General features: G+C 74.7%; 11 protein-coding genes. 1 reads left to right on the forward strand and 10 read right to left on the reverse strand.

Annotation, left to right across the window (positions count from 1 at the left end; translation table 11 throughout):
• Window positions 1-10 precede the first annotated feature (10 nt).
• The 9 genes from ATL31_RS01165 to thrS form a co-directional block, all read right to left on the reverse strand.
• Window positions 11-610, reverse strand: coding sequence for a hypothetical protein (locus tag ATL31_RS01165; RefSeq protein ID WP_245861816.1), 600 nt, complete (start codon window positions 608-610; stop codon window positions 11-13).
• Window positions 607-1794: a glycosyltransferase family 4 protein gene (locus ATL31_RS01170; protein ID WP_101394157.1), complete on the reverse strand. Its 1188-nt coding sequence runs from the start codon at window positions 1792-1794 to the stop codon at window positions 607-609. The genes ATL31_RS01165 and ATL31_RS01170 overlap by 4 nt, the downstream gene beginning before the upstream one ends.
• On the reverse strand, window positions 1791-2726 hold the full coding sequence (locus tag ATL31_RS01175; RefSeq protein ID WP_245861817.1) for a phosphatidylinositol mannoside acyltransferase: 936 nt from the start codon (window positions 2724-2726) through the stop codon (window positions 1791-1793). Before ATL31_RS01175 ends, ATL31_RS01170 begins: the two co-directional genes overlap by 4 nt.
• Complete coding sequence (gene pgsA / locus ATL31_RS01180) at window positions 2723-3337, reverse strand: phosphatidylinositol phosphate synthase (protein ID WP_101394158.1); 615 nt, start codon at window positions 3335-3337, stop codon at window positions 2723-2725. Before pgsA ends, ATL31_RS01175 begins: the two co-directional genes overlap by 4 nt.
• A gap of 78 nt (window positions 3338-3415) precedes the next feature.
• A complete protein-coding gene (locus ATL31_RS01185; protein ID WP_101394159.1) occupies window positions 3416-3955 on the reverse strand; it encodes an HIT family protein in 540 nt (179 codons plus the stop codon).
• A 114-nt stretch (window positions 3956-4069) separates the two neighbouring features.
• Window positions 4070-4885: an SDR family NAD(P)-dependent oxidoreductase gene (locus ATL31_RS01190; protein WP_101394160.1), complete on the reverse strand. Its 816-nt coding sequence runs from the start codon at window positions 4883-4885 to the stop codon at window positions 4070-4072.
• A gap of 9 nt (window positions 4886-4894) precedes the next feature.
• Window positions 4895-5608 (reverse strand): lysophospholipid acyltransferase family protein, encoded by a 714-nt coding sequence (locus tag ATL31_RS01195; protein ID WP_158239763.1) that lies wholly within the window; start codon window positions 5606-5608, stop codon window positions 4895-4897.
• Window positions 5605-6081 carry a GNAT family N-acetyltransferase gene (locus ATL31_RS01200; protein ID WP_158239764.1) on the reverse strand — a complete coding sequence of 159 codons (477 nt, stop codon included), beginning with the start codon at window positions 6079-6081 and terminating at the stop codon, window positions 5605-5607. Before ATL31_RS01200 ends, ATL31_RS01195 begins: the two co-directional genes overlap by 4 nt.
• A 436-nt stretch (window positions 6082-6517) precedes the next feature.
• A complete protein-coding gene (thrS, locus tag ATL31_RS01205; RefSeq protein WP_101397109.1) occupies window positions 6518-8503 on the reverse strand; it encodes a threonine--tRNA ligase in 1986 nt (661 codons plus the stop codon).
• A gap of 108 nt (window positions 8504-8611) precedes the next feature.
• Here thrS and ATL31_RS01210 point away from each other — a divergent pair, with 108 nt between their 5' ends.
• On the forward strand, window positions 8612-10495 hold the full coding sequence (locus tag ATL31_RS01210) for a S9 family peptidase (RefSeq protein ID WP_101394163.1): 1884 nt from the start codon (window positions 8612-8614) through the stop codon (window positions 10493-10495).
• Window positions 10496-10505: 10 nt separating this feature from the next.
• Here the strand turns inward: ATL31_RS01210 and ATL31_RS01215 are convergent, their stop codons facing one another.
• Window positions 10506-13748 carry an MFS transporter gene (locus ATL31_RS01215; RefSeq protein WP_101394164.1) on the reverse strand — a complete coding sequence of 1081 codons (3243 nt, stop codon included), beginning with the start codon at window positions 13746-13748 and terminating at the stop codon, window positions 10506-10508.
• Window positions 13749-13778: the final 30 nt, after the last annotated feature.

A 13778-nucleotide genomic window follows, 5' to 3' on the forward strand; every position in this document is an offset into this window, starting at 1 on the left:
CTGAAGGTTCTCAGCGGGCCAGGGCCGTCGGGAGCTCGTCGGTGAACTCGACGCGCTCGGGCAGCGCGGCGTGCCCCGAGAGCCGGAACACCCGCACGACCCACTTCTGGCGCACCCGGCGCACCTCGCGCACCGCGTCGTTGTGGAAGCGGCGGGCCATCCGCACGCGCAGGCCGCTGGCGGCGATGCGGTCGAGGCTGTCGTCGACGAGCTCGTCGCCGCGCGAGCGGAGGTCGGCCACGACCTCGTCGGTGAGGGTGACGGCCAGGATCTCGCTGAGCGAGGCCTCGACCTCCTCGCGGCCCCCGAAGTGCTGCCCGTCGAGGAGGTCCTCCGCCAGGGGGTGCTCCGTGGTGCGCTCGACCGACTCGGTGGCGGCGTCCGCCAGCAGGAGGGCGGTGGCCGGGTCGAGGGCTCCGCTGTTGGCGAGCTCGAGGGTGGCCTCGGCGCGCCGGACGAGCTGGGCGTCGAGGGCCGACATCGCGCCCTCCACCTTGGCGTGCAGGCGGTCGAGGCGGGCCGCGGCGTACGAGAGGTACCAGGCGACCCCGATGAGCAGGATGACGACGAAGGTCGTGACCTGGAGGATGTCGACGTTGGTGCTGCTCACGGCCGGTCACCCCCCGGCACGCTGCGCACGAGCCGGCTCCACAGCCCGCGAGGACCGTCGACCAGCTCGGCGTGGGCGCCGGCCAGGGCCGTCTCGTAGACGGCCATCACCTGGCGCGAGACCGGCTCCCAGTCGAACACCCGAGCCCGTTCGCGGCCGGCGGCGCTGAGGCTCGTGCGGCGCGCGGGGTCGCCGAGCAGCGCGAGCACCGCGGCGGCCAGCCCCGGCGCCGACCCGGCCTCGTGCAGGACGCCGGTGCGGCCGTCGTCGAGCACGCGCACGAAGGCCGGCAGGTCGGACGCGACGACGGGCGCCCCGGCGGCCATCGCCTCGACCAGCACGATGCCGAAGCTCTCGCCCCCGAGGTGGGGCGCGACGTAGGCGTCGACCGAGCGCAGCAGCGACTCCTTGTCGGCGTCGCTCACACCGCCGAGGACCTCGACGGCGGCGTGCACCCGCGGGTCGGCCTTTCGCAGCAGGTCGCCGGCGTCCCCGGGCCCCGCGACCAGCAGGCGGGTGCCGGGCCGGGCCTCGAGGACGGTGGGCAGCGCGCGCAACAGGACCTCGAGGCCCTTGCGGGGCTCGTCGACCCGGCCGAGGAACGCCAGGGTCGGGCGCTCGTCGGTGCCGACCCACGCCTCGCGGCGGGGGGCTCGGCCGAACCGGTCGACGTGCACGCCGTTGGGGATGATGTAGGTCTCGCCGCCCAGGTGTCGGCGCACCGTGGCCGCCGCGTCCTCCGAGACCGCGATGCGGGCGCGCAGCTTCTCGAGCGAGGGCCGCAGCACGGGGTTCGCGGCGTGCATGGCGCGCGAGCGGCTGGTGGCGGTGTGGAAGGTCGCGACGACCGGCTCCTCGGCCGCCCACAGCGCCATCAGCGAGACCGACGGGGTGACCGGCTCGTGCAGGTGCACCACGTCGAAGCCCCCGGACTCCAGCCAGCGGGTGACCCGGGTGGAGGTGACCGGGCCGAACGTCAGCCGCGCCACCGAGCCGTTGTAGCGCACCGGCACCGCGCGCCCGCACGAGACCAGGTAGGGCGGCACCTCGGCGCCGTCGTCGGCCGGCGCGAGCACCGAGACGTCGTGCCCCTGGGCCAGGAAGACCTCGGCCAGGTCGCGCACGTGGAACTGCACTCCCCCGGGCACGTCGAAGGAGTACGGGCACACCATCCCGATCCTCACGGCGCGGCCGCCGGGGCACGCGCCGGGTCGAGGTCGTCGACGAAGACCCGCTGGAGCATGTGCCAGTCGGAGGTGTACCGGCGGACGGCATCGCCGAGGACGTCGGCGCAGGCCTGCGTCATGGCCACGACCTTCTCGCGGGTCGCACCGGTGGCGGGCACCTCGACCGGCGGGTGGAAGACGATGACGATGCCCCAGCCGCGGCCCCGGCGCTCGTGCCGGATGGACACCGGGAACAGCGGGCGGCGCTCGGCCAGGGCCAGGGCCGCCGGGCCCGGTGCCATCCGGGCCGGCAGGCCGCAGAAGTCGACGGTGACGCCCTGGCGGGTGAGGTCGCGGTCGGCCAGCAACGGGATGACCTGCGGGGTGCGGGCGGCCTCGCGCAGGGCGGGGAACACCTCGGGGCCGCCGGTCAGCGGGAGGATCGTCATCCCCAGGCCCTCGCGGAACTCGAGGAACTCGCGGAAGACCTCCTCGGGCTCGAGCCGCTCGGCCACGGTGGTGACCGGGCCCAGGAACTGGGTCCCCCAGGCGCCGGCGAGGTCCCAGTTGCCCAGGTGGCCCAGGAAGCAGACGGCCGAGCCGCCGGCGTCGAGGACCTCGCGCACGGCGTCGTCGCCCTCGACCCGGACCCGGGCCAGGATGGCGTCGCGGTCGAGCACCGGCAGGCGGAAGGCCTCGCAGTAGTAGCGCAGGTACGACCGCATCCCCTCGCGGACCAGGGCGTCGAGGGCGGCGTCGTCGAGCTCGGGTCGTACGCGCGCGTAGTTGGCGCGCATCCGGGCCGCTCCCCCGCGGGCCACGGTGACGTCGGCCACGGCGTCGAAGAGCCGGTAGGCGGCCCGTTCGGGCAGGCGGCGGACGGCGGCCCAGCCGAGGCGGTGGCCCGCGACGGTCGCGGAGGCCGCGAGGTCGGCCGGCAGCCCCCTCACGGAGCGACCAGGGCCTGACGGCGGACCTCGAGGATCCGCTGGACGACGGTGACCAGGCTGGCGAGGGCGAGCAGGGCGAGCACCACCCCGAGGAAGACGGTGGGGATGCCGAACAGGCCGGTGAGGCCGGTGGCCACGAGGACCGTGACGAGCCGGTCGGCCCGCTCGGCGATGCCCACGTTGGCGGTCATCCCCAGCCCTTCGGCGCGGGCCTTCGCGTACGAGACGACGCTCCCGAGGATGAGGCAGGCCAGGGCCAGGGCCGCCATGTAGGCGTTCCCACCGTTGCCGGCGTACCAGAGGACGAGGCCTCCGAAGACGGCGGCGTCGCCCACCCGGTCGAGGGTCGAGTCGAGGTAGGCGCCCCAGTTGCCCGAGCGGCCGATGCGCCGCGCCATGATGCCGTCGACGGTGTCGGAGAACACGAACGCGGTGACCACGAGGGTGCCGACGAAGAACTGGCCGCGCGGGTAGAACGCCAGCGCGCCGAAGGTCACGCCGAGGGTGCCGATGACGGTCACGACGTCCGGGCTGATGCCGAGTCGGATGAAGGTGACGGCCACCGGGGTCAGCAGCTTGGTGAAGAAGGCGCGGGCGTATCGGTTGAGCATGGTGCGGCCAGCGTAGTGGGGACGGTGCGGAGGCGTCGCCAGGCGGCGGCCCGGCGCGGGTCCGGCGCGGGTCCGGCCTCAGGCCGGCCAGTGCTCCGCGAGCCGCGAGCGGACGTCCTCGAGCAGCATCGGCAGCGCCTTGGTACGGGCCACGATGGGCAGGAAGTTGCTGTCGCCGCCCCAGCGCGGCACGACGTGCTGGTGCAGGTGGGCGGTCACGCCGGCCCCGGCGACCGCGCCCTGGTTCATCCCGAGGTTGAAGCCCATCGGCGCCGATGCGGCCTCCAGCGCCCGGATCGCGGCCTTGGTCAGGCTCGTGAACTCGGCGGTCTCGTCGTCGGTCAGGTCGACGTAGAGCGGCACGTGCCGGTAGGGGCAGACCAGCACGTGGCCGGGGTTGTACGGGAAGAGGTTCATGACGACGTAGCAGTGCTCGCCGCGGTGCACGACCAGGCCCTCGGCATCGCCCTTGGTCGGTGCCGCGCAGAACGGGCAGTTGTCGCCGGCGTCCTCGGCCGGTCGCTCGCCCTGGATGTAGACCATCCGGTGGGGGGTCCAGAGGCGCTCGAAGCCGTCGGGCTCCCCCGTGAAGTCGGCGACGTCCTCGGGCTCCGGCATGACCCGATCCTAGGACGGGGCGCGGGCCCGGCTCGACACCCCGGTTCCCCGTCGAGACCCCGCCTCGAAGCCCTTGCCTCGTCGCCTTTTCGGGGTGACCCCGAAAACTGGAGGTCAGCGGAGGTAGGAGGCCCCGTTGAAGTCGACGACCGCGCCCGAGGCCCACTCGGCGCCCGGCGACGCGAGCGTGAGCACCGCGGCGGCGACCTCCTCGGGGGTGGCGACGCGGCGGAACGGGCTCTGCGCGCGGGTCGCCTCGGCCGCCTCGGGGTCGGCCAGGGCGTACCCGGCCATCTCGGTGGCGATGAAGCCCGGCGCCAGCGAGGTGACGGCGATGCCGTGCGGCCCGAGGTGCTGGGCCATCGACTGGCCGAACGCGTGCAGGCCCGCCTTGCCGGCGCCGTAGGCCGGGATGTCGGGCTCGCCGCGGTAGGCGCCGCGCGAGCCCACGTTGACGATGCGCCCCACAGCCACCCCCGGGGCGGGAGCGACGTCGATCATCCGCCGGGCGACGCACCAGGTGAGGTTGGCCGGCCCGAGCAGGTTCGTGGCCAGGGTGCGCTCCCAGACCTCGACCCAGTCGGCGTACGACGTGGCGTCGAGGGGATGGTCGCCGCGCCGGCTCCCCGACGAGCCCGGCGGCACGATCATGGCGGCGTTGTTGACCAGGACGTCGACCCGGCCGAGCGCCTCGTGGGCCTCACCGGCCAGCCGCTCGACGGCGGCGGGGTCCGCCAGGTCGGCGGCGAGGCGGGCGTGCCCGGTGCCGTCGAGGGAGGCGAGCACGTCCTCGGCGCGGTCCCGGCTGGCGTCGCCGCGGTGGTGCACCACCACCCGGTCCCCCGCGGCGGCGAAGGCCCGCGCGACCGCTGCCCCCACGCCTCGGGAGGAGCCGGTGACCAGGACGCCGCGGGACGGGAGAGCACTCATGGCGCCACCCTAGCGACGCAGGTCGGGCAGCTCGTCGGCGGCGATCTCGGCGAGGAGGGCGCGGACCTCGTCCATCACGACGGCGGTCATCGCGCGCAGGTCCTCGGGATCGCGGACGGCCCCTCGCAGCCGGGTCGGGGTGATGGGCTCCCCCACCGACACCACGACCATGGGCCGGCGGGCGACCCGCCCGGGGCGCAGCCGGCCGAGGAGGCGCGGCGGGCGGGCCAGCGAGCTCGTGCCCTCGCGGGTCAGGAGCCGGTGGGCGCCCCACTGGGCGACCGGCACGATCGGGCAGTCCGCGGCCAGGGCGAGCCGCACCGCACCGGTGCGAGCGGCCGCCATCGGGCGGTAGTCGGGCTCCGTGGTGATCCGGCCCTCGGGGTAGAGCGCCACCGCCCAGCCCTTCCCCAGGGCGTCGAGCGCGGGCTGCAGGGCGGTCACCGGGTCGCGGTCGCGCCGGACCGAGATCTGGCCGGTGCGCCGCAGCAGCCATCCCACGACCGGCCAGGCGAACGCCTCCGCCATGACCAGGAAGGTGCCGCGCCGGCCGGCCCGCCGCAGGGCGCTGGCCAGCACCAGCGGGTCCGAGACCGACAGGTGGTTGGAGACGACCACCACGGCGCCGGCCGCCGGGATGCGCTCGACGTGCCGGTGCTCGCGGCGGGTCAGCAGCCCGAGGACGGCGTCGACCAGGGTGACGCCGAGCGAGTAGAGGATCACCGCACGGGCGGGTCGAGCCGCAGCTCCATCAGCCGCGCCGAGGGGGCGGCGAACCCCACCCGCTCGTACAGCCCGCGGGCGGCGGGCACGGCGTTGAGCTGGATGCGGGTGACCTGGTCGGTCCCGGCCCACGCCACGAGCTCACGCAGGAGCCGCTCCCCCAGCCCGGCCCCACGGGCGTCGGGCGTGACGAAGAGCAGGCTCACGTGGAACCAGGCGTCGGCCGGCCGGTGCGCGCTCGGCAGCTTCTGGACGCGGGTGCCGTGGATGGTTCCCAGCGGTCGGCCGCCCGGCGCCTCGGCCAGCCAGGTGCGCCGGGCCCGGTCGCGCAGCCACGCGTCGGCGAAGGCGTCGAGGAAGCCGGCAGGCGGGGTGGCTCCCCGTTCGCGCTCGTCCTGGATGTGCAGCGCGGCCACCGAGAAGGCGTCGGTGGGCACGGCCCGGCGGACGCGCACGTCTCGGCTGGTCTCCACAGAGGCCAGCATGACCCATCCCCCCTGCCGCAGGGGCGCGAACCCGTGTGCGGGGCAGCGGCTCCCGCAGCAGCGGCCTCCCCGGACAAGGGTGAGGCCCCGGGAAGTATGAGTTCCCGGGGCCTCGGGTGACCCGGCGTGATGCTCCGCGTCTCACGAGTCGCCTCCGGCGTCCACCACCCGCATCACCGGGTGGCTCCTGGCGGCCGAAACCGCCTGGCATGGAAGCCTTCTGCTTCTCGATCCCTCCGCCACCGAAGTGGTGGAGTGGGTCATTTCTAGTCCCCTCCGGGGCCGCCCGCAAGGGCTCGGAGAGGTGAATCTGGCCCCCGTCGCGGATGCCGGCGTGTCGCCGGTGTGTCGTGGGACGGACGGGACGCGTGCAACGCCCGGGGACGGGCCCGTCCACCATCCGGACGGACGGCCCGGTGGCGGGTCAGACCTGGCGCTTGTCCTCGATGGCCGCGACGATCTCGGCGATGGCCTCGGCCACCGGCACCCCGTTCTTCTGCGACCCGTCGCGGTAGCGGAAGGACACGGCCCCGGCGGAGCGGTCGTCCTCCCCCGCGATGAGCACGTAGGGCACCTTGGCCTTGCTGGCGTTGCGGATCTTCTTCGGGAACCGGTCGTCGCTGGCGTCGAGCTCGGTGCGGATGCCGTGGCCGCGCATCTGGTCGAGGACTCCGCGCAGGTAGTCGTCGAACTCCTCGGCCACCGGCACACCGAGGGCCTGCACCGGCGAGAGCCACACCGGGAACGCCCCGGCGTAGTGCTCGACCAGCACCCCGATGAAGCGCTCGATGGAGCCGAACTTGGCCGAGTGGATCATCACCGGCTCCTGGCGCGACCCGTCGGCCGCCTGGTACTCGAGCCCGAAGCGGTGCGGCTGGTTGAAGTCGTACTGGATCGTCGACATCTGCCAGGTGCGCCCGATGGCGTCGCGGGCCTGCACGCTGATCTTGGGGCCGTAGAAGGCCGCGCCGCCCGGGTCCTCGACGAGGTCGACGCCGAACTGGGCGGCGGTGTCGCGCAGCACGGCGGTCGCCGCCTCCCACTGCTCGTCGGAGCCGATGAACTTGTCCTTCTTCTCGCCCTCGGTCGCGCGCGTCGAGATCTCGAAGTAGTAGTCGTCGAGCCCGAAGTCCTTGAGCAGGCCGGTGACGAAGCGCAGCAGGTGCTCTATCTCGGCCGGCGCCTGCTCGGGGGTGACGTAGGAGTGCGAGTCGTCCTGGGTCATCGCGCGCACCCGCGTGAGCCCGTGCACCACACCGGACTTCTCGAAGCGGTACACCGAGCCGAACTCGAACAGCCGCATCGGCAGCTCGCGGTAGGAGCGCCCGCGCGAGCGGAAGATGAGGTTGTGCATCGGGCAGTTCATCGCCTTGAGGCGGTACTCGGCGTGCTCCATCTCCATCGGCGGGAACATGGTGTCGGCGTAGTACGGCAGGTGCCCGGAGGTGTGGAAGAGCCCCGCCTTGCTGATGTGGGGGGTCCCGACGTACTGGAAGCCCTCCTCGATGTGCCGGCGGCGGACGTAGTCCTCCATCTCGCGCTTGATGACCCCGCCCTTGGGGTGGAACACGGCCATCCCGGAGCCGAGCTCGTCGGGAAAGGAGTAGAGGTCGAGCTCGGCGCCGAGCTTGCGGTGGTCGCGCTTCTCGGCCTCGGCCAGCCGGTCGAGGTAGGCCTTGAGCTCGTCCTTGGTCGGCCACGCCGTGCCGTAGACGCGCTGCAGCTGCGGGTTCTTCTCGGACCCGCGCCAGTACGCGGCGGCACTGCGCATGAGCTTGAACGCGTTGCCGAGGACCTTGGTCGTGGGCACGTGCGGGCCCCGGCACAGGTCGCCCCAGGCCACGCTGCCGTCGCGGCGGACGTTGTCGTAGATCGTCAGCTGGGCCCCGCCGACCTCGACGCCCGCGCCCTCGGCGGCGTCCTCGGCCGCGCCGCCCTTGAGCCCGATGAGCTCGATCTTGTAGGGCTCGGCGGCCAGCTCGTGGGCGGCGTCGTCGTCGGACACCTCGCGGCGCCGGAAGGTCTGGCCCTCGTTGACGATGCGCTGCATGGTCTTCTCGAGGGCCTTGAGGTCCTCGGGGGTGAAGGGCGTCTCGACGTCGAAGTCGTAGTAGAAGCCGTCGCGGATGGGCGGCCCGATGCCCAGCTTCGCGTCGGGGTGCAGCTCCTGGACGGCCTGGGCCAGGACGTGCGCGGCCGAGTGGCGCAGCACGTCGAGGCCGTCCTGCTCGGCGGCGGTGACGGGCTCGACGACCTCGCCGTCGGCGGCCGGCACGTGGAGGTCGCGCAGCTCCCCGCCGACCCGGGCCACGAGCACGCTGCGGTCGCCCTCGAAGAGGTCGCCGTAGGTGGTCCCCTCGGTCACCGATCGCTCGCTCCCGGCGACGTGGACGGTGATCTCGGCGGGCATGGTGGTGCTCTCCTCGCGGTGGGGACGCTCGCCGGGACCCCGGCGCACCCGTCGATGCTATCGAGGCGGGTCCGGGGCGGTCGCGCGAGTTCGTCCTAGGGTGGCCGGATGACCGCGACCGCGCCGTACGGCACCTGGCCCTCCCCCGTGACGCCCGAGTCGATGACCGGCGGGCAGGTGGTGCTCTCGGAGGTCCGGGTCGACGGCCCCGACACCTACTGGCTCGAGGGCCGCCCCGCGGAGGGTGGCCGCCAGGCGCTGGTGCGCCACGACGGCTCGACGGCCCGCGACGTGCTGGCCGCCCCCTGGAACGCGCGTACGGCCATCCACGAGTACGGCGGCGGGTCCTACGCCGTGGCCGGCGGACGCGTGGTGTTCTCGCACGCGGGCGACGGCCGCCTGTACCGGCTCGACCCCGGCGCCCAGGAGCCGGTGGCGCTCACCCCCGAGGGGCCGTGGCGCTACGGCGGCCTCGTCCTGCACGACGACGTCGTCCTCGCGGTGCGCGAGGACCTGGCGCGCGAGCCCGAGCCCGCCGACGAGCTCGTCCGCATCCCGCTCGACGGTGAATCCGCCGGGGTCGCCGAGGTCCTCTTCGGCGGCACCGACTTCGTCTCGCGCCCCGCGGTCTCGCCCGACGGCCGCAGCCTCGCCTGGGTCGTCTGGGACCACCCCAACATGCCGTGGGACTCGACCCGCCTGCTGCGGGCCCCGCTGGGCGCCGACGGCCTCGGCGAGCCCCAGGTCGTGGCGGGCGGCGAGGGCGTCTCGGTGGCCCAGCCCGTCTTCGGGCCCGACGGCGCGCTCTGGTTCGTCTCGGACGCCTCCGGCTGGTGGCTGGTGCACCGCGACGCGGGCGACGGGCCGGTGGCCGTGCACGACGTCGAGGCCGACCACGCCACTCCACCGTGGGTCCTCGGGGTGCACGACCTGGCCGTGCTCGACGCCGACCACGCGCTCGTGCACTGGTGGGAGGGCCCCGGGCAGGGGCTCGGGGTGCTCGACGCCACCACGGGTGACGTGGCCATCTCGAGCGACGGCGGCGCCTTCCACGACTCGCTGGTGGCCGCCGGCGACGGCGAGGTCGCCCTGCGGCGCGGCCACGTCGACGCCCTTCCGGCCGTGGTGCGGGGGCCGGCCGCCGGGCCCTACCGGGTGCTGGCGACCTCGGCCCCGCAGGCGCTCGACCCCGGGTACGTTTCGGCCGCCGAGCCGTGGGCCTGGACCGACAGCGCGGGCCTCGACGTGCACGGCCTGCTGTTCCGTCCGCGCCACCCCGAGCTCGTCGGGCCCGAGGGCGAGCGGCCGCCCCTCGTGGTCATGGTGCACGGTGGCCCGACGAGCCGCAGCGAGGCCGGCTTCTCATCGGCGGTGCACTTCTGGACCACCCGGGGCTTCGCGGTCCTCGACGTCAACTACTCCGGGAGCACCGGGTACGGACGGGCCTACCGCGACCGCCTGCTCGGGCAGTGGGGCGTCATCGACATCGACGACTGCGTCACCGGCGCCCGGTCGCTGGCCGACGCCGGCGTCGTGGACGGTGACCGCCTGGTCATCCGCGGCGGGAGCGCGGGCGGGTACGCGGTGCTGCGGGCGATGACCACCAGCGACGCCTTCGCGGCCGGGACCAGCCTGTTCGGGGTGGGCGACATCGCGGCGCTGGCGCAGGACACCCACAAGTTCGAGTCGCGCTACACCGACCGGCTCATCGCGCCGTGGCCGGAGGGCGAGGAGATCTACCGCGACCGCTCCCCCGTGCACCACGCCGACCGGCTGCACGGCGAGCTGCTGCTGCTCCAGGGCGACGCCGACCTCGTGGTGCCACTGGCCCAGGCCGAGACCATGGCCGCCGCGATGCGAGCCGCCGGCCGCGACGTCGAGCTCACCGTCTACGAGGGCGAGGGCCACGGCTTCCGTCGGAGCGAGAGCCTTATCGACGCCTACGAGCGCGAGCTCGCCTTCTACCGGCGGGTGCTCGCCCTGGGGGCCTGACCCCGCGGCCTCAGGCCGCCGGGAGCTCTCCGTCCGAGGAGGGGTCAAGCGGAGCCGAGAGGTCGCCCCCGGTCCGCTCGAGCAGGAGCCGGGCGGCGGCGCGGCCGGCCTCGACCATCCGGTCGAGCTGGTGGAACTCGAGGAGCCCGACGCCCATGGACGACGGCCCGAGGACCCACGCCCCCTGCTGCCGCGCGGCCTCCACCGCCCCACCACTGCCGATCATCATCGTGCGCATGAGGGTGTCCCCCAGGGCCGGAACGGGGGGCCGCCCCGGACGTGAGCGGGTGCCGCCGGTCCCGATCGCCACCGCGACCACCGGCCCCTCGTCGCGCTGCACCAGGAGGTCGGTCGGCAGCGCGTCCAGGACGCTCCCGTCGACGAGCAGGCGACCGTCGTCGGTCGGGATGGGAGCCCAGAGCACGGGGAGGCGGCAGGAGGCCAGGGTGGCGTCGACGATGTTCCCCCGGTCATGGACCTGGCGCCGCCGGCTGGTGAGGTCGACGCTGACCATGCGCAGCTGCCGCGGCAGGCCCTCCAGGACCTCGTCCGCCCCGAGAACGCGCTCGACGGCCTGGCGGACCCGGGAACCCTTGGAGACGGAGGCGATGGGAGCGCGCCAGTCACCGAACGGCCGCCGGCGGACGAACTCCTCGAAGCACAGGTCCTCCAGCGTGCGCCCGTCCGCACCGGACGCGTAGACGGCGGCCACGATGGCTCCGAGACTCGACCCGGCCACGCGGTCGACGTGCAGCCCCGCCTCCTCGAGCTCGCGGATGACCCCGATGTGCGAGAAGGCTCGTGCGCCCCCCGCACCCAGGACCAGGCCCAGGGACCGGCCGGCGAGCCGGTCGGCGAGCGCGCGCACCCCGAGCGCCAGGTCCCCCTCGGCCGAGGTCAGCCGCCAGGCGTCGGTCGCTCGCACCCACTCGGCACGGTGGGCGGCCGTGACCCCGCCGCCCACGAGCACCACCTCGGGTCGCCGGCCGCCCACGGAGGTGTGCTCCGTGGCCGCCGGGGCGTGCGCGTCGGCCACCAGCACCACGACGTCGGCCTGCCGGACGCAGAAGTCGCGCCAGGCCGCTCCGCCCCGCTCCTCGCCCGTCTCCCCGGGTCCGTCGGGCGCGACGAGCACCACGCGGTCGTGAGCCACCTCCGCGCGAGCCAGCCCGTCGGGACCGACCGGTCCCAGCAGCACCACGTCCAGGTGGTGTCGCAGCCGGGCCGTCAGGGCCTCCGCCACCTCGGCCGCCGGGGCCGCGCGGTGCGCCGCGACCACCGCGATGACCGTCGGACGCTCCGGCGGCGGTGACGTCGGCCCCGGGGCCGCGGTCCGTAGCCGTTCCGCGACCTGCCCGAGCAGGTGCCTGGAGACCGACGCATCGGAGGCCAGCACGCCCTCGACCGCGTCACGCGGCAGCTCCAGGACGGTGCTGTCGCGACGGGCCCGGACGGTGGCCGAGCGTGACTCGCCCGTCAGCAGGGCCAGCTCGCCCAGCACCTCCCCCGGTCCTACCTCGCGCACGACGCGCGGCCCGACCAGGATCTCGAGCCGGCCCCGACGCACGACGTACAAGGACCCGGGCGGGTCACCCTCGCGGACGAGGTCCTCGCCGGCGAGGACCTCGACCAGGCGGGAGGCCTCCTCGAGGCGCTGTCGTGCGGAGGCGGGCAGGGCGGCGACCAGAGGTACCGCCCCCAGGTCGGTCGACTCCGCCGACGGGGACGTGGACCGGAGCCTCCACGACGGCGGGGCGTCCGGGAGGTGCAGAGCGGGCGGTCGGTCATCGTCGCCCGCCTCCTGCTCCAGGGCCGGGCGCAGCCGGCCGAGGGGGAGGGACAGGAGCGCGACGGCCACGAAGGCCGCCACGGAGAGGAGCCAGCCGTCACGGAAGGCCGCCACCGCGGTCGCCGGGGTCGGGTTGCCGATGACGACCACGAGGACCGCGATGCCCAGCACCCCGCCCACCTGCCGCGCGGCCGAGCTGATGGCCGACGCCGTGGCGTACCGACCGCCCGGGACCTGGGACAGCGAGGCACTGCCGAGCAGCGGGAGGGTCGCTCCCACCCCGATGCCGCTGAGCAGCTGGCCCGGCATCCACTCGGCCCAGAACGCCGGTTGCAGGCCGACCCGCTGGTGGTACCAGAGGTAGGCGCCGGCCCACACGAGCGCGCCGGGCACGACGAACCAGCGGTAGCCGAGCCGCTGCGCGAGCGGTCCCAGACGGGACGCCACGACGGCCGCGACCACGGCGCCCGGCACCAGCGCCAACCCCGCCTGCAGCACCGCGTAGCCCCAGACGTACTGCAGCCACAGCACGTTGGTCAGCAGGTAGGCGTAGAAGCCGAAGCCCGCGAGCACCGAGGCGACGGACCCGACGCTGAAGGAGCGGACCCGCAGCAGCGCCGCGGGGACCAGCGGCGAGCGATGCCGGCGGGAGCTGAGGCCGAACACCCCGAAGAGCACCAGCGCGCCGACGAACGACCCGAGGACGCCCACGCTCAGCCAGCCCCAGTCCGACCCCTGGATGATGCCCAGGTTGAGCAGCCCGATGGCGGCGGCGAGGGTGGTCGCGCCGAGCAGGTCCGGGACGAGTCGCCGCCCGGGCGCCCGGCTCTCGATCAGGTGGCGGCGCGCCAGCCACAGGGCCACCAGGCCGAAGGGCAGGTTGACCAAGAAGGCCCAGCGCCACCCCCAGTACTCGGTCAGCGCCCCGCCGATGGGAGGCCCGAGGCCCGCGGCCACCGCGGCGGAGGCACCCCAGAGGCCGATGGCGTGGGCGCGCCGCTCGGCGGGGAAGGCCGCGACGACCAGGGCCAGGGAGGCCGGCACCAGCGCGGCGGCGCCGAGCGCCTGGAGGACGCGCGCGGCGACCAGCAGGTCGACGGAGGGGGCGACCCCGCACAGCACCGAGGCGAGGGTGAAGACGAGGGCCCCACCGACGAAGGACCGTCGGCGACCCAGGAGGTCCGTGAGGCGACCGAAGACGATGAGGAAGGCGGCGAAGACGATGTTGTAGGCGTTCAGGACCCAGGACAGCTCGCTGATCCGGACCGTCGGGAAGGTGGCGCGGATCGAGGGGAACGCCACGTTGACGACGGTGGCGTCCAGGAAGGCCAGGAAGGCCCCGAAGCACGCGATCAGCAGGATCCGGCCGGGCGCGACCCGGGGCGTGGGCGACGGCCGGGAGCGGGGAGCGTCGCCCTGCGGGCGTGGAACAGCGTCCTGGAAGCCCGTCGTCGCGCTCGGCACGCGGGAAATCTACACCTGGCGACGTCCGTG

Source organism: Phycicoccus duodecadis, from assembly GCF_002846495.1.
GTDB lineage: Bacteria > Actinomycetota > Actinomycetes > Actinomycetales > Dermatophilaceae > Phycicoccus > Phycicoccus duodecadis.

Bases quoted from the DNA above. Each gene is read 5' to 3' on its own strand.
- ATL31_RS01190 (WP_101394160.1), bottom strand. From the start codon at position 4,885: ATGAGTGCTCTCCCGTCCCGCGGCGTCCTGGTCACCGGCTCCTCCCGA.
- pgsA (WP_101394158.1), bottom strand. From the start codon at position 3,337: ATGCTCAACCGATACGCCCGCGCCTTCTTCACCAAGCTGCTGACCCCG.
- thrS (WP_101397109.1), bottom strand. From the start codon at position 8,503: ATGCCCGCCGAGATCACCGTCCACGTCGCCGGGAGCGAGCGATCGGTG.
- ATL31_RS01210 (WP_101394163.1), top strand. From the start codon at position 8,612: ATGACCGCGACCGCGCCGTACGGCACCTGGCCCTCCCCCGTGACGCCC.
- ATL31_RS01185 (WP_101394159.1), bottom strand. From the start codon at position 3,955: ATGCCGGAGCCCGAGGACGTCGCCGACTTCACGGGGGAGCCCGACGGC.